The sequence below is a fragment of the Nocardiopsis oceani genome (assembly GCF_054777395.1).
The window spans coordinates 115,401-134,512 of the sequence record NZ_BAAHAR010000009.1; the positions used below are offsets into that span (position 1 = coordinate 115,401).

Annotated in this window: 15 protein-coding genes and 1 tRNA gene; 15 read left to right on the forward strand and 1 reads right to left on the reverse strand. The window is 68.3% G+C overall.

The window, feature by feature from the left end:
* Positions 1 to 22 precede the first annotated feature (22 nt).
* From ACYVDG_RS07075 to ACYVDG_RS07110, 8 genes are all read left to right on the forward strand, one after another.
* Positions 23 to 1,159: a Gfo/Idh/MocA family protein gene (locus tag ACYVDG_RS07075; protein ID WP_460747557.1), complete on the forward strand. Its 1,137-nt coding sequence runs from the start codon at positions 23 to 25 to the stop codon at positions 1,157 to 1,159.
* 37 nt (positions 1,160 to 1,196) lie between these two features.
* Complete coding sequence (locus ACYVDG_RS07080) at positions 1,197 to 2,198, forward strand: ABC transporter permease (RefSeq protein WP_460747560.1); 1,002 nt, start codon at positions 1,197 to 1,199, stop codon at positions 2,196 to 2,198.
* Between the two features lie 4 nt (positions 2,199 to 2,202).
* On the forward strand, positions 2,203 to 3,342 hold the full coding sequence (locus ACYVDG_RS07085) for an ABC transporter permease (protein WP_460747561.1): 1,140 nt from the start codon (positions 2,203 to 2,205) through the stop codon (positions 3,340 to 3,342).
* A 10-nt stretch (positions 3,343 to 3,352) separates the two neighbouring features.
* Positions 3,353 to 4,471, forward strand: a complete 1,119-nt coding sequence (locus tag ACYVDG_RS07090; RefSeq protein WP_460747563.1) for an ABC transporter ATP-binding protein — start codon at positions 3,353 to 3,355, stop codon at positions 4,469 to 4,471.
* On the forward strand, positions 4,461 to 5,543 hold the full coding sequence (locus ACYVDG_RS07095) for an ABC transporter ATP-binding protein (protein ID WP_460747567.1): 1,083 nt from the start codon (positions 4,461 to 4,463) through the stop codon (positions 5,541 to 5,543). Before ACYVDG_RS07090 ends, ACYVDG_RS07095 begins: the two co-directional genes overlap by 11 nt.
* A gap of 73 nt (positions 5,544 to 5,616) precedes the next feature.
* Positions 5,617 to 7,500: an ABC transporter substrate-binding protein gene (locus ACYVDG_RS07100; RefSeq protein WP_460747568.1), complete on the forward strand. Its 1,884-nt coding sequence runs from the start codon at positions 5,617 to 5,619 to the stop codon at positions 7,498 to 7,500.
* Between the two features lie 9 nt (positions 7,501 to 7,509).
* Positions 7,510 to 8,439, forward strand: a complete 930-nt coding sequence (locus tag ACYVDG_RS07105) for a DUF6807 domain-containing protein (protein ID WP_460747570.1) — start codon at positions 7,510 to 7,512, stop codon at positions 8,437 to 8,439.
* Complete coding sequence (locus tag ACYVDG_RS07110) at positions 8,436 to 9,149, forward strand: cupin domain-containing protein (RefSeq protein ID WP_460747573.1); 714 nt, start codon at positions 8,436 to 8,438, stop codon at positions 9,147 to 9,149. The genes ACYVDG_RS07105 and ACYVDG_RS07110 overlap by 4 nt, the downstream gene beginning before the upstream one ends.
* Positions 9,150 to 9,548: 399 nt before the next feature.
* Here the strand turns inward: ACYVDG_RS07110 and ACYVDG_RS07115 are convergent.
* Positions 9,549 to 9,631: transfer RNA gene (locus tag ACYVDG_RS07115), tRNA-Leu, on the reverse strand.
* 229 nt (positions 9,632 to 9,860) lie between these two features.
* On the opposite strand from ACYVDG_RS07115, the gene ACYVDG_RS07120 reads away from it, so the two are divergent.
* The 7 genes from ACYVDG_RS07120 to pknB all read left to right on the forward strand — a co-directional run bounded on the left by ACYVDG_RS07120 (position 9,861) and on the right by pknB (position 19,060).
* A complete protein-coding gene (locus ACYVDG_RS07120) occupies positions 9,861 to 10,625 on the forward strand; it encodes an FhaA domain-containing protein (protein WP_460747575.1) in 765 nt (254 codons plus the stop codon).
* Between the two features lie 293 nt (positions 10,626 to 10,918).
* Positions 10,919 to 11,416: an FHA domain-containing protein FhaB/FipA gene (locus ACYVDG_RS07125; protein WP_460747617.1), complete on the forward strand. Its 498-nt coding sequence runs from the start codon at positions 10,919 to 10,921 to the stop codon at positions 11,414 to 11,416.
* Entirely contained in the window at positions 11,413 to 12,810 is a 1,398-nt protein-coding gene (locus ACYVDG_RS07130; protein WP_460747577.1) for a Stp1/IreP family PP2C-type Ser/Thr phosphatase, read from the forward strand. Before ACYVDG_RS07125 ends, ACYVDG_RS07130 begins: the two co-directional genes overlap by 4 nt.
* A gap of 4 nt (positions 12,811 to 12,814) precedes the next feature.
* On the forward strand, positions 12,815 to 14,230 hold the full coding sequence (locus ACYVDG_RS07135) for an FtsW/RodA/SpoVE family cell cycle protein (protein WP_460747578.1): 1,416 nt from the start codon (positions 12,815 to 12,817) through the stop codon (positions 14,228 to 14,230).
* On the forward strand, positions 14,227 to 15,684 hold the full coding sequence (locus ACYVDG_RS07140; RefSeq protein ID WP_460747579.1) for a peptidoglycan D,D-transpeptidase FtsI family protein: 1,458 nt from the start codon (positions 14,227 to 14,229) through the stop codon (positions 15,682 to 15,684). Before ACYVDG_RS07135 ends, ACYVDG_RS07140 begins: the two co-directional genes overlap by 4 nt.
* Complete coding sequence (locus ACYVDG_RS07145) at positions 15,684 to 17,153, forward strand: serine/threonine-protein kinase (protein WP_460747580.1); 1,470 nt, start codon at positions 15,684 to 15,686, stop codon at positions 17,151 to 17,153. Before ACYVDG_RS07140 ends, ACYVDG_RS07145 begins: the two co-directional genes overlap by 1 nt.
* 101 nt (positions 17,154 to 17,254) lie before the next feature.
* Positions 17,255 to 19,060: a Stk1 family PASTA domain-containing Ser/Thr kinase gene (pknB, locus tag ACYVDG_RS07150; protein ID WP_460747581.1), complete on the forward strand. Its 1,806-nt coding sequence runs from the start codon at positions 17,255 to 17,257 to the stop codon at positions 19,058 to 19,060.
* The last annotated feature ends 52 nt before the right edge of the window (positions 19,061 to 19,112 follow it).

Consider the following 19,112-nt stretch of genomic DNA (forward strand, 5'->3'; position numbering starts at 1 on the left):
CGCCCTAAGGAGGACCCCCGTCATGAACTCCCCGTCACCGGAGCCGGTCCCCGGTCCCACCTCTGACAAGTCCCGCGGTCAGGCGCCCGTCCGCGTAGCGATCGTCGGTACCGGCAACATCGCGCGGTTCCACGCGGAGGCGCTGCTCGCCGAGCCGGAACGCGCCTCGGTCGTTGCCGCCGTCGACGTCGACCCGCCCGCGCTGGAATCTTTCCGGTCCCGGCACGCGATCCCCCGCGGCTACGCCTCCCTCGAGTCGATGCTCGTGGCGGAGCGGCCGCAGCTGGTCCACGTGTGCACCCCGCCGGGTGTGCACCGCGACCAGGTCGAGGCCTGCCTCGGCGCCGGAGCGTCGGTGCTGGTGGAGAAGCCGCCGGCGCTGAGCCTGGTCGAGGCGGAGAAGATGGCCGCCGCCGAAGGCGGTGAGCACGGGCCGTGGATGGCCACGGTCTTCCAGCACCGCTTCGGTTCGGGCGCGCTCCGGGTGCGGTCGCTCATGGAGGCCGGTGTCCTGGGACGGCCTTTGGTGGCCACCTGCCACACCACGTGGTTCCGCCCGCAGGAGTACTTCGACGTCCCCTGGCGCGGGCGGTGGAAGACCGAGGGCGGCGGACCGGTCCTGGGCCACGGGATCCACCAGACGGATCTGCTGCTCGCCCTGCTGGGGGAGTGGACGGAGGTGTCGGCCGTCGTACGCCGCCAAGCGCGCCGGATCGAGACCGAGGACGTGTCCATCGCCCGGGTGGACTTCGCCAACGGCGCGGTCGCGAGCGTCGTCACCAGTCTGCTGTCCCCGCAGGAGGAGAGCCGGATCCGGATCGACTTCGAACACGCGACGGTCGAGCTCACGCACCTCTACGGCTACGGGGACGACGACTGGCGCATCACCCCGGCCCCGGGATTCGAGGAACAGGTTGCGGAGGCCTGGGAGGCGGCCGAACACGGGGTCAACAGCGGCCACCACTCCCAGATCGTCCGCGTCCTGGACGCCCTGCGCGACGGGTCCCCGCCACCGGTGACCTCGAAGGAGTCGCTGAGCACCCTGCGCATGGTCGCGGCCGTCTACGCCTCCTCCTTCGAAGGGCGCCCGGTCACCCCCGCCGATCTGGGCCCCGACTCCCCCTTCCACGAGCGGATGAACGGGGGCCGCTCGCTGTGAGGGCGTGCGAAAGGCCGGACGCGGAAGGGGGCACAGTGTGCGCCGCTACGTGATCCGACGCTGTCTGTACATGATCCCGACCCTGTTCGCCATCTCCGTGGTCGCCTTCCTGGTCATCCAGCTGCCGCCGGGCAACTTCCTCACCGCCTACATCGCGCAGCTGGCCGCCCAGGGCCAGGGTGTGGACGGGGCTCAGATCCGGGCCCTCGAGGAACGCTACGGGCTCAACGACCCGCTGATCGTGCAGTACTGGAAGTGGATCTCCGGCATCCTCACCAGCGGCGACTTCGGACAGTCCTTCCAGTTCAGGAGGGACGTCTCCGAACTGATCTGGGACCGCATCGGGCTCACCCTGGTCCTGGCGGTCAGCACCCTCATCCTGAGCTGGCTGATCGCCTTCCCGATCGGCGTCTACTCGGCGGTGCGCCAGTACTCGGTGGGCGACTACGTCGTCACCTTCATCGGCTTCCTCGGTCTGGCCACCCCGAACTTCATGCTGGCGCTGCTGTTCGCCTGGGTGTCGTTCCGCTACTTCGGACAGAGCGTCGGCGGCGTCTTCTCGCCCGAGTACGCCGATGCGGCGTGGAACCTCGGCAAGGTCCTGGACGCGGTGTCCAACCTGTGGATCCCGGTGGTGATCATCGGCACCGCGGGCACCGCAGCGCTCATCCGAGTCCTGCGCGCCAACCTGCTGGACGAACTGCGCAAGCCCTACGTGACCACGGCACGGGCCAAAGGGCTGCCCGAGTGGCGGCTCATCCTCAAGTACCCCGTGCGCATGTCCCTGAGCCCGTTCATCAGCACCATCGGCTGGATCCTGCCCACCCTGATCGGCGGCGAGGTCCTGGTCTCCATCGTCCTGAGCCTGGAGACCACCGGCCCGCTGCTGGTGGAGGCGCTGCGCAACCAGGACATGTACCTGGCCGGGAGCTTCATCCTCGTCCTCGGTGCGCTGACGGTGATCGGCACCCTCCTGTCCGACCTGCTCCTGGCCTGGTGGGACCCGCGTATCCGGCACCAACACGTCGAGAGGGTCTAAAACCATGGCACTCCCCAAACCATCGCCCGACTCCCCCGGATCGAGCACCGACACCGGGAGAGCCCCGGGCGACGTCCCCCAGCGCGTCCTCATCTGGCGGCGCTTCCGCCGCAACAAGCTCGCCGTGTTCGGCGCCCTGGTGCTGATCGGGCTCATCTTCGTCTCGGTGTTCTCCGAGTTCCTGGCACCGAGCACCCCGCACGCCTACGACGCGGCGCGCACCCACGCGCCACCGCAACAGCTGCACTTCGTGGACACCAGCGACGGCTTCGAACTCGGCATGTACGTGCACGACTACGAGGTCGAACGCGATCCGGAGACCTACGCGAACACCTACGCCGCGGACGAGTCCACGAAGGTCCCCGTCGGCTTCTTCGTCCAGGGCCAGTCCTACGAGATGTGGGGGCTCATCCCCATGGACCGGCACCTGATCGGCGCCAAGGAGCCCGACCAGGAGGTGTACTTCCTCGGCGCCGACCGCAACGGGCGCGACATGGCGTCGCGCATCATCCACGGGACCCGGGTGTCGATGTCCATCGGCCTGGCCGGGGTGGCGCTGTCGTTCGTCCTCGGCCTGGTCCTCGGAGGGATCTCCGGCTACTTCGGCGGCCGGATCGACAACCTCATCCAGCGCCTCATCGAATTCCTCATGTCCATCCCCACCATCCCGCTCTGGATGGGCCTGTCCGCGGCGGTACCCCGCGAATGGGGGGCGATCCAGACCTACCTGGCGATCACCGTGATCCTCTCGCTGATCGGCTGGACAGATCTGGCACGGGTGGTGCGCGGCCGGTTCCTGTCCCTGAGACAGGAGGACTTCGTCACCGCCGCCAGGCTGGACGGCTGTCGCAGCGGACGCGTCATCGGCAGACACATGCTGCCGTCCTTTACCAGCCACATCATCGCCTCCCTGACCCTGGCCGTGCCGTTCATGATCCTCGCCGAAACCTCCCTCTCCTTCCTCGGTCTCGGCCTCCAAGCGCCGGTCGTGAGCTGGGGGGTGCTGCTCCAGGAGGCGCAGAACATCCACTCGATCGCCGGCGCCCCCTGGGTCCTGCTGCCGGGTGTCGCGGTGACGGTAGCCGTCCTGGTCCTCAACTTCGTCGGTGACGGTGTCCGCGACGCCGCCGACCCGTACAAGTAAGGAGGCCGGGATGACGAGCCGTACGGCCGACGAGTCCGCGACCCCCCAGCCGTCCAGGGCACCCGAGGGGAAGAGCGACGCCGTCCTGGACATCCGCGGCCTGCGCACGCACTTCCTCACGGACGACGCCGTGGTGCGGGCCGTGGACGGGGTCGACCTGCGCGTACACCGGGGACGCACGCTGTGTGTGGTCGGGGAGAGCGGCTGCGGCAAGAGCGCCATGGCGCGCTCGGTGCTCCAGCTGGTCGAGCCGCCCGGAAAGGTGGTGGACGGGCAGGTGCTCCTGCGCCCGGAGGGCGGAGGGGAACCGGTGGACCTGGCCTCCCTCAGGCCCACGGGCCGGGAGATCCGCTCAGTCCGGGGCCGGGACGTGGCCATGATCTTCCAAGAGCCCATGTCGTCGCTGTCCCTGGTGCACACCGTCGGCAACCAGGTCGGCGAACCCCTCAGGGTCCACACCGGCATCTCCCGCAAGGAGGCGCGCGCCCGATCGGTGGAACTCCTGGAACGGGTACGGGTGCCCGGCGCGGAGCGCATCGTGGACTCCTACCCCTTCCAGCTGTCCGGCGGTATGCGCCAACGGGTCATGATCGCGATGGCGCTCGCCTGCGCACCGCGCGTGCTCATCGCCGACGAACCGACCACCGCCCTCGACGTGACCACCCAGGCGCAGATCCTCGACCTGCTCGCCGAACTGCGGCGCGACACCGGCATGGGCGTCATGTTCATCACCCACGACATGGGAGTGGTCGCCGAGATCGCCGACGAGGTCGCCGTCATGTACCTCGGAACCGTGGTCGAGCAGGGGCCGGTCGACGAGGTCTTCCACGACCCCCAGCACCCCTATACACGCGCCCTGCTGGAAGCGGTGCCGCGGCTGGGCTCCGCGCGCAAGGACCGCCTCCCCACCATCCGGGGCACCATCCCCGACCCCGGGTCCCAGCCCTCCGGGTGCGTGTTCCGCACCCGGTGCCCCGAAGCCGTCGAAGGCCTGTGCGACACCACCGTCCCGCCGGTCACGGTCCCCGGACCGGGCCGCCGGGTCCGGTGTCTGCTCCGAGAGGGCCCGTCCGCCTCTCGGGACAGCACCGCTTCCACCAGCCGTGAGGAGACCGCCGATGCCGAGTGAGAACCCGGAGACCGTCCTGAGCGTGCGCGGACTCGAGGTCGCCTACCCGGTCCGCGGCCGCCGCTCGAGGCGCGAAGCGAGCCACGTGCGCGCCGTCGCCGGGGTGGACCTCGACATCCACGCGGGCGAGACCCTCGGCCTGGTCGGGGAATCGGGCTGCGGGAAGACCACCCTCGGTTCGAGCGTGATGCACGCCCGGCCGGAGGCCACGGGCAGTATCCGGTACCGCGACAGCCAGGGCCGCCTCCTCGACGTCCTGAACCTGCCCCGCGAGGACGAGGCGGTCTTCCGGCGCGAGGTGCGCATGGTCTTCCAGGACCCGCACTCCTCCCTGAACCCGCGCATGACGCTGCGCGACATCGTCGGCGAACCCCTGCGCATGCTCACCGACCTGAAGGGCGGGGAGCTGGACGAACGGGTGCGCGACGTCATGGAGCGCGTCGGACTGCACCCGGACCACCTGCGCCGGTACCCGCACGCGTTCTCCGGCGGACAGCGCCAGCGCGTGAGCATCGCCCGCGCGCTCGTGCCCGGCCCCCGCCTGGTCGTGGCAGACGAGGCCGTCAGCGCCCTGGACACCTCGGTCCGTTCTCAGATCCTCAACCTGTTGCAGGACCTACAGGACGAGATGGGGTTGACGTACCTGTTCATCTCGCACGACCTGTCCGTGGTCGAGCACGTCTGCGACCGGGTCGCGGTGATGTACCTCGGCAGGATCGTGGAGGTGGCGCCGACCCGGGAGCTCTTCCGCAACCCCCAGCACCCGTACACGGAGGCCCTCATCTCGGCCGTGCCGATCCCCGACCCGCGGCTGCGCGGAAAACGGGAGCGGATCCGGCTCACAGGTGAGGTCCCCGACCCCTCGCGGCCGCCGTCCGGCTGCCCCTTCCACCCCCGGTGCCGCCACGCCACCGAGCTCTGCGCCACCGAGGTCCCCGTACCGCGCCCCGTCGGCACGGGGCGCCTGGTCGCCTGTCATCACGCCGACGACCTCGAACTGGCCGGGATCACCGGCCCCAGCGATCCCCCGCCCGACACGAGCCGGGCATCCACCGCACAGAGGCAGGAGTAGGCAATTGAGACAACACCGGAGTACGACAGCGAGGCGGTGTCTGGGAGTCACCGCGGGCACGGCGGCGGTCGTGATGGCCACCGGGTGCACCTTCTTCTCCTTCGACCCCGATACCGACAACGGCGAACAGGCTGAGGGGGTCGGCGAGGCGCCCATGCTCGCCACCCTCGTGGAGGACGACGAGCTCCCGCCGCTGGAGGAGCGGCTTCCGGAGGAGCCCGTGGTGGTGGAGCCGCACGAGGAGGTCGGCCAGTACGGCGGTGAGTGGAACACCGCCACCCTCGGCGTGCACGACTGGCCCTGGCTCGGCCGGACCGTCGGGTACGAGAACTTCACCCGCTGGGACCCCGCGTGGGACGAGGCCGTCCCCAACCTCGCCACCGAGTGGGAGTACAACGACGACGCGACCGAGGTCACCATCACCCTCCGCGAGGGCATCCGCTGGTCCGACGGCGAGCCCTTCACCGCCGACGACGTGCTGTTCGCGCTCAACGACATCTTCAACGACCACGACATCAGCCCCATGGCGGCGTCGAACCCGGGCGACGGCGAGAAGATCGACGACTACACGTTCTCCGTCTCGTGGGACGACCCCAACGCCCTGTGGATCGAGGACGACTTCATCCTCTACCAGCTCGTGGAGAAGCCCAAGCACTACTTGGAGGAGTTCCACCTCGAGTACAACGAGGACGCCGAGGAACTGGCCGAGGAGGAGGGCTACTCCGACTGGATCGAGATGCTCGACGACAAGGCGGGCATTCTCGACTCCGCCCAGTACTGGCAGAACCCGGACATGCCCACCCTGCGCGCGTGGGAGGTCGTGGAGCCGCTGGCCGACTCCGGGCGCATGGTCTTGGAGCGCAACCCCTACTACTGGAAGATCGACACCGAGGGCAACCAGCTGCCCTACATCGACCAGGTCAACTTCGACATCCTCCAGGACGAGGAGGTCATGCTGGTCCGCGCCCTCAACGGCGAGATCGACATGCACGCCCGCCACTTCAACACCCTGGGCAACCGCCCCACGCTCGCAGAGAGCAGCGAGGCCGGCGGATACGACTTCTTCGAGCTGGTGCCGGGCGAGATGAACACGGCGATGATCTCGCTCAACCTCACCCATGAGGACGAGGGCCTGCGGGAGATCTTCAACGACCACGACTTCCGGGTGGCGCTCTCGCACGCGATCAACCGGCAGGACATCATCGACGTCGTCTACCAGGAGCAGGGCGAACCCTGGCAGGGCGCACCGCGCGAGGAGAGCCCCTTCTACAACGAGGAGCTGGCCAAGCAGTACACCGAGCACGACATCGACCTGGCCAACGAGATCCTCGACGAGGCCGGGTACGACGAGCGCTCGGACGGCGTCCGGGTCAGCCCCGACGGGGAACCGGTCCGCTTCACCCTGTCCGTGCCCACCGACTTCCGCCCCGACATCGTCGACTCCATGGAGATGGTCGTCGGCTTCTGGGAGGACCTGGACATCGACGTGGACCTCAACACCGAGGACCGCGCCCTGTGGCAGAACAACCGGGAGAACAACGAGCACGACGCGAACGTGTGGTCCGGTGACGCGGGCCTGATGGACGCCGTCTACGACCCGCGCTGGTACGGCCCGCTGCACAACGGTGAGTCCAACTTCGCCATCCCGTGGGCCCAGTGGTACACCTCCGACGGTGAGGACAGCCGTTCCATCGAGCCTCCTGAGGACGTCCAGGAGCACATGGAGATGTACGACGAGGTCCAGGCCGAGCCCGACCCCGACCTGCGGATCGAACTGATGGAGGACTTCCTGGCCGTGTCCCAGGAGCAGTTCTACGCCATGGGCATCAGCCTCACCCCGGACCAGTACGGGATCGTCGCCGACCACTTCCGCAACGTGCCCGACTCGATGCCCACCTCGGCCGTCTACAACGACCCCGGGCCGACCAACCCCGAGCAGTACTTCATCGAGCAGTGAGGGAGCAGCGTGAGCCCGAACGAACCCGAACCGAACGGACTGGCCCTGGTCCACGAACAGGGCCGATCCCTCCGGCTCAGCCACGAAGGCCGTGAACTCCTCCGGTACGTCTACGAGCCCTGGGACGTGCAGCTGGAGTCGCCGAGGCCCTACTTCCACCCCCTCCGCACCCTCGGCGGGGACACGGTGAGCCTCTACCGTCCGCACGACCACGTCTGGCACAAGGGGATCGCCTGGTCCTTGCCGAACGTCGGATCGGCCAACTTCTGGGGCGGCCCCACCTATCTGCGGGACAAGGGCTACCAGCAGCTCGACAACGACGGCTCCACGGTCCACATGGAGTTCGACGGCATCGAGGCCTCCCCGGACCGGGTCGCGGTGGACGAGTCCCTGGAGTGGGTCACCCAGCAGGGTGACACCTGGTTCTCCGAGAAGCGCTCGTTCCAGGTCACCGTGGCACCGGAGCAGGACGCCTGGACCCTGGTGTTCCGGACGTCTTTCACCAACCTGACCGGCGAGACCGTCCCGATCGGCAGCCCCACCACTGAGGGCAGGCCGAACGCGGGGTACGGCGGCCTCTTCTGGCGCGGGCCGCGCTCCTTCAGCGGGGGGACGGCGCGCACCGAGCACGTCGAAGGCACCGACGAGCTGATGGGGACCCGCTCCCCCTGGCTCGGTTTCACCGGCAGGCACGACGGCACCGACCGGTCCTCGACCCTGGTGTTCGTCGACGCCCCGGAGAACCCGGGGCACCCGGTCCGGTGGTTCGTCCGCAGCGGGATCTTCGCGTGTGTCTGTCCGGCACCGTTCTTCGACGAGGAAGTGGCGGTCGCCCCGGAGGAGACCCTCACCTACCGCTATGCGGTGGTGATCGCCGACGGCGACCAAGAGGCGAAGGACCTCGCCGCTCTCGGCACGCGCGAGCTGGAGCGGCCATGACCCCGTTCCCCGGCGGAACCGCCGTTTCGCACCTGTACGTCTACGACTGGACCGCGGCCGACGGTCTCGCCGGGGGATCCCCGCACCTGCACACCGCCTCCGCCGAGGGCTACGTGGTCCTCAACGGCGAAGGTGCACTGGAGACACTCAGTTCCCACGGATACCAGCGCACGCCGCTCCGCCAGGGCAGCCTGCTGTGGTTCACGCCGGGAACCGTGCACCGGCTCGTCAACGAAGGCGACCTGGAGCTCCTCGTAGTCATGCAGAACGCCGGCCTCCCCGAGGCGGGCGACGCAGTGCTGACCTATCCGAAGGAGGTGCTGGCCGACACGGAGGCCTACAAGAGGGCAACCGTGCTCCCACCAGGACAAGAGGCCGAAGCCGCACGCACCCGCCGCGATCTCGCCGTCCAGGGCTACCTGGAGCTGCGCGACCGCGTGGAACGCGAGGGCCCGTCCGTCCTCGCGGACCTGTACGGGTCCGCGGTGCACCTCGTGCGCGAGAAGGCGGCCGGGTGGCACCACCACGTGCGCCACGGGGTGGTCCAGCAGGCGGAGACCGCTCAGCGGCACCTGGAGGCCCTGGAACGGGGTGACGGAGGTCATCTGTCGGAGTCCGCCGTGTACACCGCCCAAATGGCTTCAGAAGCGCTCAAGAAGGGAATGTGCGGCCACCTCAGGGTCTGGGACCTGGACGGCGCCACGGTCTGACAACCATGGGAGCCGGGCCACCCCGGCTCCCATGGCCGCATCCGGCCCCATAACGCCCATTTCCACCTAACAATCCAAGATCATTAGAGGCAGAGGACGACGGACCAGAAACAGGGGAAAGCCGCGATCAGCCATGGTGGCCCAACAGGAGAGCTCGCGGATCACCCCGGCCGCAAACGCGATCGCCCAGCTCAGCCACCACCCAGCAAGAGCACGCACGGATCACCCCGGCCGTGAGCGCGATCACCCAGCTCAGCCACGGTGGTGCCGCGAGGCGAGGAGGCCGGAGGCCCCCGCAGCCGAGCGGCACACCGGGGGGTCTGGGGGGTCGTCCCTCCAAAAAAGACGAGACGACCCTGGTCGCAAGCACAGCTTGCGACCAGGGTCGTCCTCGTCGAGTGGGCGAGGAGGGATTTGAACCCTCACGTCCTTTCGGACACACGGACCTGAACCGTGCGCGTCTACCGTTCCGCCACCCGCCCGAGTGACATGCATTAAGTTGTGTTGCTGGGAGTTCCGGGCGTTTTGCCTGTTCCTCCTGGCGACGTGAATAAGGCTAGCACGGGCTCGAGGTGGGTTGCACACGGTTTGCGGCCGGGCCCGGCCCGGCCTCTCGGAGGGCCTTCACAGGGGTGCGCTTGAAACCAGGGGCACCCCGACACGGTTACGATCGTCTACACATACGGAGTGGAGTACAAAGGGAGGTACCTCGTGGGAGTGCTCCAACGCTTCGAGCGCAGGCTCGAGGGCATGATCGAAGGCACCTTCGCGATGGCCTTCAAGTCTGAGCTCCAGCCGGTCGAGGTCGCGAGCGCTGTCCAGCGGGAAATGGACGAGCGCGCTGCGATCGTCGCCCAGGGACGCACCCTGGTCCCGAACGACTTCATCGTCGAGCTGTCGGCCAGTGACAAGGAGCGCCTGGAGGTCTACGCCGACAGCCTCGGTCAGGAACTGTCCAAGCTGGCCCGCGACTACGCGACCGAGCAGGGCTATTCCTTCGTCGGTCCGGTGCGGGTCCAGTTCAGGTCTGACGACGGCTTGAAGACGGGCCGATTCCGAATCAGGTCCGGGGTTGTCCGCGGGACCATGGTGAAGGACGGTGAGGTCCGTCAGCCGGTCGGTGATCCGGGTCAAGGCGGGGGGCAGCCGCAGAACGGGCGCCCGCGACTGCTGATCTCACCCGGTGGCGCCACCGCTGAGGGCAATATCGCCAGCCAGGGGACGCAGCAGTCCTTCGAGCTGACCACCCCGGTCACCTTGCTGGGGCGCGGCACCGACTGTGACCTTCGCCTGGTCGACAACGGGGTCTCCCGCCACCACGTGGAGATCCGAGTCGACGGCGAGGAAGTCATCCTGGAGGACAAGGGTTCCACGAACGGGACCTTCGTCAACGGACAGCAGGTCAGGCAGGCCAGGCTGGTGGACGGGACCAGGGTCAGCCTGGGTCGCACCACCATGACCTTCCGCCGCGACTGACCCTCAATTCCGAGAAGTCGGGCGATCTGGCCCCAACCGGACCGCAACCAACCGCGCCGATCAGGCGTCTGAAAGGTCGAAGTCCGGGTCAGGCCCGATAAGGACCTGCTGTCGGATATCCGGGCGGGCGGGTAGTCTCCGCGAAGACCTGACCGATCGGACAGAATGGCCGCGGCCGGCTGGGCCGCGGGCCAGCGACCTAGACTCACCGACTCGAAGGTGGGGCAGACACGGTGGCGGCGCCGATGACCGCCACCCCGGCCGAAGCACGACAGGGGCTGAAGAGCAGTTCGATGTCCAACTTGACCCTCATATTGATCAAGATCGCGTACCTCGCGGTGCTTTGGCTGTTCGTCCTCATGGCGGTCGGCGTCATCCGCACGGACCTCTTCGGGCAGTCCAAGAAGAAGGCCAAGAAGAAGGCTCGCCCCGCGGCACGCCCTCCCCAGCGCCGGGCGGCGTCGTCTCAGTCGGCGCGGGCGCAGAGGCCGCGCCGCAACGAGCCCTCGATCCTGGCTGTGACCCAGGGCCCGCTCTCGGGAACCACCGTCAATCTGGCCTCGCAACCCATCCTCATCGGACGTGCCCCCGACTCGACGCTGGTCATCACCGATGACTACGCGTCGGGTCGCCACGCGCGTGTCTACACAGACAACGGCCGCTGGTTCGTGGAAGACCTCAATTCGACGAACGGCACCTACCTCGGCCAGCAGAAGCTGAACCGCCCCCAGCCCATCACGGTGGGTCAGCCCATCCGTATCGGCAAAACCGTCCTGGAACTGCGCAAATGACAATCGCTCTCCGATACGCGGCGTACTCCGACGTAGGATGCCTCCGCGAAGGCAACGAAGACTCCGGCTACGCCGGCCAACACCTCCTCGCGGTAGCCGACGGCATGGGCGGTTACGCGGGCGGTGAGGTCGCCAGCTCCATCGCTATCGCCTCCATCCGTCAGCTCGACTCCGATGACGACCCTCGGGGCGAGGAGATGGCGGAGATCCTCCAGCGCGCCGTCGAGCAGGCCAACGAGTCGCTCGCCATCCGCATCCGGCAGGAGCCCCAGCTGGAGAACATGGGCACCACCCTGACCGCGATGCTGTGGTCGGGTTCCCAGGTCGCCCTCATCCACATCGGTGACTCGCGCGCCTACCTGCTGCGCGGCTCGCGCTTCGAGCAGATCACCCACGACCACACCCTGGTGCAGACCCTCGTCGACGAGGGCAAGATCACCGAGGAAGAGGTCGCCACCCACCCGCAGCGGTCCCTGATCCTGCGCGCGCTCGACGGCAAGACGCCGGTCGACCCGGACATCTCCATCAACCGGGCCAAGGTCGGCGACCGCTACCTGCTCTGCTCGGACGGCCTGTCCGGTGTGGTCAGCAAGAAGACCATCCACGAGACGCTCGCCAAGGAGGCCGACCCGCGCACGGCCGCCAAGAAGCTGATCGAGTTGGCCAACCGCGGCGGCGGGCCGGACAACATCACCGCGGTTGTGGCCGACGTCATCGAGACGGACTCCGACCGCGGGGGTCCGACGTTCGGCGCTCAGACGGTCGGCGCGGCGGACCAGCGGGACGAATCCACGGGGCCGAACGAGAGCAGCCCGGCCAGACGCGCCCAGGAGCTGCGCCGCAACGGCGGCGACACCGCCGAGATGGACCCCGTCCAGGCCGAGTACCCGGATCAGGATCAAGCCGACCCCGCTTACGGAGCCCCTTACGAGGAGCAGCCGTACGGTTCCTACGACGACTACGACGCGCCTCCGCCGCGCGAGGAGCAGTCGGAGCCCGAGTACCGCACCCGCAGCTGGTGGCCGATGGTCATCGTCTTCCTGGTCGTGGTCGCCTTGGTCGCGGGCGGTGGCTACTACTTCGGTCGGCAGTACGTCGAGAGCCAGTTCTACGTGGGCGTCTCCTCCGAGGGTGAGACCGTCAGCGTCTACCAGGGCATCGACACCGACATCGCCGGCTTCAGCCTGTCCGACGAGATCGACGTCACCGACCTCCGCCTCGACGACCTCCAGCAGACCGACCGCGAGGACGTCACGCGCACCATCCCGGTCGACGACCGGGACGATGCCGACCGCGTCATCGCGGAGCTCGAGGAGAGCGCGTCCCCGGCCGAAGAGACCCCGGCCGACGAAGACGAGGCCGGCCAGGAGACCGAAACCGAGGAATCGGGGTGACCCAGTGAGCACCACGAGCGCCCCAGGCCACGAAGCACCCACGGAGTTGCCGCCGATTCAACGGCGCAACGCCGAACTGGTCCTGATCGGGATCACCATCGTCATCACCATGGGCGCGATGGCGATGTCCGGGCTCAACCTCAACGGCCAGGTCCCCGCAGCGATGTGGGGATACGGCCTGATCTTCGGTGCCATGGCACTGGCCACGCACGTCGCCCTGCGCTTCATCGCCCCTTACGCCGACCCCCTGATCCTGCCCTGCGCGCTGTTCCTCAACGGGATCGGCGTGGCGATGATCTGGCGCCTCGACGCCGCCGACTCCGGCGACATCGAACACGCCGGTGTCGGCATGCAGCTGATCTGGACCGCGGTCGGCATCGCGATGTGCATCGCCCTGCTGTTCTTCCTCAAGGAACCGCGGGTCCTGCAGCGCTACACCTACATCTGCGCCCTGGCCGCGATCATCCTGATCGCGCTGCCGATGATCCCGGGCCTCGGTATCTCCGAGTACGGCGCCCGCCGCTGGATCGGGTTCGGCGGCTTCACGCTCCAGCCCTCCGAGTTCGCGAAGATCGCGCTGGTCATCTTCCTGTCGTCCTATCTGGTCACCAAGCGGCAGGTGTTGTCGCTGGCGGCCAAGCAGATCAAGGTCGGCCGGTTCAAGATCATGGACTTGCCCCGTGCGCGTGACTTCATGCCCATGGTGGTGGGCTGGGTCGCCGCGATCGGCCTGCTCGTCATCACCAAGGACCTCGGGAGCTCGCTGCTGCTCTTCGGTACCTTCCTGGCGATGCTGTACGTGGCCACGCAGCGCTCGTCCTGGGTCATCATCGGCGTCAGCGTGTTCGTCGCGGCCGCGGCCCTGGCCATGCAGGTCTTCTGGCACTTCCGCCAGCGCGTCGACATCTGGTTCCACGCCTACGACCCCGAGGTCTACGACCGGCTCGGCGGCAGTGCCCAGCTGGTGCAGGGCCAGATCGGTATGGCTTACGGCGGCCTGTTCGGCACCGGCATGGGCGGCGGCCAAGCGCACCACATCTTCGCCGCGGACAGCGACTTCATCCTCGCATCACTGGCCGAGGACCTGGGCCTGACCGGCCTCATGTCCATCCTGATCGTCATCTTCCTCTTGGTGGAGCGGGGCATGCGCATCGCGCTGGCCTCCCGAGAGCTGTTCGTGAAGATGCTGGCGAGCGGCCTGGCCTTCGTCATGTGCTTCCAGGTGTTCGTCGTGCTCGGCGGTCTGCTCCGGATCATCCCCCTGACCGGTATGACCACGCCTTTCCTGGCCGCGGGCGGTTCCGCCCTGATGGCCAGCTGGCTCATGATCGGCCTGCTGCTCCGGATGAGTGACAACGCGCGCCGTCCGGCCCCGCAGGCGATCCAGGACGAGGGGGCCACCCAGGTGATCCGGCGATGAACACAACCATCCGACGCCTCAGCGTCTTCTCGATGATCCTGTTCGGTGCGCTGATGCTCCAGCTCACCTGGATCCAGGGGTTCCAGGCGGACGCGATCCGCGAGGACCCGCTGAACTCGCGCCAGTACTCCGAGCGCCTCACGGAACCGCGCGGACCCATCGTCATCGGCGACGAGAACGTCGCCTACTCCGAGGACATCTCCGAGGGTGACGACCCGGCGCGCTTCCAGCGCATGTACACCGACGGCACCATGTACACACCGGTGGTCGGCTCCTTCCGCAGCTACGGGGCCTCGGGGATCGAGAACACCGAGAACACCCTGCTGGACGGCACCGACGACCGGCTCGCCGTGCGCAACTTCCGCGACATCATCACCGGTCGCGAGCCCGAGGGGGCACGGGTCGAGCTGACCCTCGACCCCGCCGTGCAGACCGCCGGATTCGAGGGGTTCGAGAGCCTCGGCATGAACGGATCCGCGGTCGCCATCGAACCGGACAGCGGCGCCATCCTGGGTTCGGTCTCCTACCCGTCCTACGACGCCAACGACGTCTCCAGCATCACCGACGAGGCCGCGGCCATCGACAACTACGGCGACCTGGAAGCGGACGAGGACCAGCCGCTGCTCAACCGGGCGTTCAACGAGCGCTACCCCCCGGGTTCGACATTCAAGGTCGTGACCGCCGCGGCGGCCATCGAGCACTTGGACGCCGACCCGGAAAGCACCATGGACGCGCCGGACACCCTGGACCTCATGGGGCACACCCTGCCCAACGCGACCCCGGACGGCACCTGCAACGGCGGGCAACCGGACACCCTGGCGCACTCGATCCAGATCTCCTGCAACACCTCGTTCGCCAACTGGGCGATCGAGATGGGCGGCGACGCCTTGGCCGAGCAGTCCACGGCCTTCGGTTTCAACGAGGAGAACGAGCCGCTCAACGTGCCGATGGGCGTGACCCCGAGCCTGTCCCCGCCCGAGGAGGACCACAACATCCTGGGCCGAGCCGGTATCGGCCAGTCCAACGTCGAAGCGACCCCGTTGCAGATGGCGATGGTCTCGGCAGGTGTGGCCAACTCTGGCGAGGTCATGCACCCCTACCTCGTCGAATCGGTCCGCGACTCGGACCGCTCCGTCGTCACCCAGACCACACCGGAGGTCTACAGTCAGGCCACAAGTGCCAGCACCGCGTCTATGCTCACGGACATGATGGTTCTGGTCACCGGACCCGACGGGTCCGGTACCAACGCTGCCATCCAGGGCGTGGACGTGGCTGGCAAGACCGGTACCGCTGAGACCGGCGATGACCGCGGAACGCACAACTGGTTCATCGGATTCGCACCCGCCGACGACCCGGAGGTCGCGGTCGCGGTGGTGATCGAACACGGTGGCGGCAGCGGCGGCGAGCTCGCCGCGCCGATCGCCCGCGAGATGATGGAGGCAGTGGTTCTGTAGTGAGCGCCTACGAGCCGTCTTCGCAGAGCGGTCCCGGTGAACTCATCGGGACCGTTCTCAGTGACCGTTACCGCCTGGAGGAGCAGATCGGCTCCGGGGGGATGGGCACGGTGTGGCGGGCGACCGACACGCTGCTCAACCGCTCGGTCGCCGTGAAACTGCTGCACCCGGCCCAGATGGCCGAGCCGACGGCCAGAGAACGGTTCCGGACGGAGGGGCGGATCACCGCCGGCCTGTCCCACCCGGGTATCGCCCAGGTCTACGACTACGGCGAAGGGGACGGACGCGCCTACCTGATCATGGAGCTCGTGGTCAGCGAACCCCTCTCCCAGGTATTGCGGGAGCACGGGCACCTGAGCGCCGACCAGACGCTCGACTTCATCTGCCAGGCGGCCAAGGCGCTCGCCGCGGCGCACTCCCGAGGGGTGGTGCACCGCGACATCAAGCCCGGAAACCTACTGGTGACCGGGGACGGCCAGCTCAAACTGACCGACTTCGGCATCGCGCGCGGGGACATGTCGGTCACCCTCACGCAGACCGGCATGGTCATGGGGACCGCCCAGTACATCTCGCCCGAGCAGGCGTCGGGACGGCCGGCGAGCGCGGCGTCCGACCTGTACGCGCTCGGTGTGGTGGCCTACGAGTGCCTCGCCGGCCAGCCCCCGTTCACCGGGGACAGCCCCGTGGCCCTCGCCCTCGCGCACACCCGTGACGACCCGCCTGAGCTTCCCGACCACGTACCGGCCGAGATCGACAACCTGGTCACCTCGATGCTGGCGAAGGAGCCGGACGACCGTCCTGCGTCGGCCGGCGAGGTCGCGCACCTGGCCGCGGTGATCCGCTCCAACGCGGGTACCGGGCCGCCCACCCCGTCGACGGGGTTCAACGGCCTGGCCCAGACCATGGTGGTCAGCACCGTTCCCGAACCCGGATCTCGGACGGGGCCGACACCCTCGGCCCGCCGAACCGCCGGTCAGCCCGCCGTACCCGCTGGTCAGGACGGGGATTCAGCTACGCTGGCCGAGGATTCCGACTCCAAGCGCCGGATCAGCGCTCCCGTCATCCTGGCGGCGTTGGCCGCGACGATCCTGATCGTGGCGGTGGCCTTCGCCGGGTTCCTGTTCGGTGAAGACCCGGACACGCAGAACGTCAACGACACCACGAGGCCCCCGGTCTCGGAGAACTCCCCCACTCCGTCGCCCACTCCCACCGAGGAGGAGGCGGAAGAAGAGGAGCCCGAGGTCCCGGTGCCGGTGGAGGAGACCCCCGAGTGGAACACTCAGCCCGAGGAGGGGGAACCGACCCAAGACCCCGTTCCGGGGGAAGGCGAAGAGGAACCCACCGCCCCAGAGGAGGACGGCGACGAGGATTCCGAAGACGACGGGGAAGACGATGATCCCGGCGACGATGATCCCGGCGACGATCCCCCTCCGGAGGATCCCGGCGATGAGGACCCCGAAGCCCGTTAGCAATGAGAGCAAGACCCGTGACCAAGCAATGAGCGGCAGACGCTCAGGGTAGGCGGCGGCCCACGGGCGGCCTCCGGAAGACACGAGGATTAGTGCACGACATGTCCCAGCCCCGGCTCCTCGGTGGACGCTACGAACTCGACTCGGTGGTCGGGCGCGGCGGCATGGCCGAGGTTCACCGCGCACGCGACCTACGGCTCGACCGCCTCGTCGCGATCAAAACGCTCCGACACGACATGGCCCGCGACCACGTCTTCCAGGCGCGCTTCCGCCGGGAGGCACAGTCCGCGGCCTCGTTGAACCACCCCGCGATCATCGCGGTGTACGACACCGGCGAGGACATGATCGACGGGGTGTCCATCCCGTACATCGTCATGGAGTACGTGGACGGGCGCACGCTCAAGGAGCTGCTCGACGACGACCGCAAGCTGTTGCCGGAACGCTCGGCGGAGCTGGTGGACGGCATCCTGAAGGCGCTCGAGTACAGCCACGACAACGGCATCGTGCACCGGGACATCAAGCCCGCGAACGTCATGCTCACCCGCAACGCCGACGTCAAGGTGATGGACTTCGGTATCGCGCGGTCGATGAGTGACGACCAGGCGACGATGACGCAGGCCTCGCAGGTCATCGGCACGGCGCAGTACCTCTCCCCGGAGCAGGCGCGCGGCGAGCGGGTGGACCCGCGCAGCGACATCTACTCCACCGGCTGCGTGCTCTACGAACTGCTCACCGGGCAGCCGCCGTTCACCGGTGACTCACCGGTGTCCATCGCCTACCAGCACGTCCGTGAGGATCCGGTCCCGCCGTCCGAAGTGGACCCGCAGGTACCGGACTGGCTGGAGGACGTCACCCTCCGCGCGATGGTCAAGGACCGCGAGGACCGCTACCAGAACGCCGCGGAGATGCGCGCCGACATCCAGCGGGGCCTGGCCGGGATGCCGACCCAGGCCGGCACCATGGCGATGGCCGCTGCGGGCGCGACCACGACGCTGCCCCCCGCCGACAACTCGGAGTACGACGACTACGACGATTACGACGACTACCGGGACGAGAAGAAGGGCGGCGGCGGAAAGGCCGCCCTGTGGCTGCTCCTGGCGCTCGGCGTGATCGGCTCGCTCGTTCTAGTGTTCTTCCTGTTCAACCAGGAGGGCGCCGAGGTCGAGACCATGGCTGTCCCCGACCTCTCGGGGAGCACTCAGGAACAGGCGGAAGCCCAACTCACCGAGGACGGCTTCGAGAACTTCCGCGCCGAGGAGCAGGCCGACGACGAGGCCGAGGAGGGGACGGTCCTGGAGACCGATCCCGAAGCCGGGGCAGAGATCGAGGCCACCGACTCGATCGTCATCTACGTCTCCTCCGGCCCAGGCGACCTGGAGATCCCGAGCGTCGAGGGCCAGTCCGAGGCCGACGCGATGTCCACGCTGACCGACGCCGGGTTCGAGAACGTCACCACGGAGAACAGGGCCAACGAGACCGTCGCGGAAGGCAACGCCATCGGCACGGAGCCGTCGGCGGGCAACCAGGTCGCTCCCTCCGACGAGGTCACGCTGATCATCTCCTCCGGCCCGGACCAGGTACAGGTTCCGGACCTCCAGGGGATGACCCAGGACCAGGCCCAGTCCGCCTTGGACTCAGCGGGTCTGAGTGCAGACTTCCAGGAGCAAGAGGACGGGGCACCCGAGGGCACGGTGATCAACCAGTCGCCCGCAGCCGACCAGAGCGTCAACGCCGACACCACGGTGGTCGTGACACTGGCCGTGGCTCCGGACGAAGATCCGACGGACGAGCCCACCGAACCCGAGGAACCGACGCTTCCGGACCTGCCCACCGACCCGGACGACCCTCCGCCGAATGACGACGACGATGACGATGACGAGCGCGGCTTCCGCCCCGGCCGCGGCTAAGGGCTGAGCCGCTAGGTACAAGGCAGGCCGACCGGGCCGAAGCGGGCCGTGC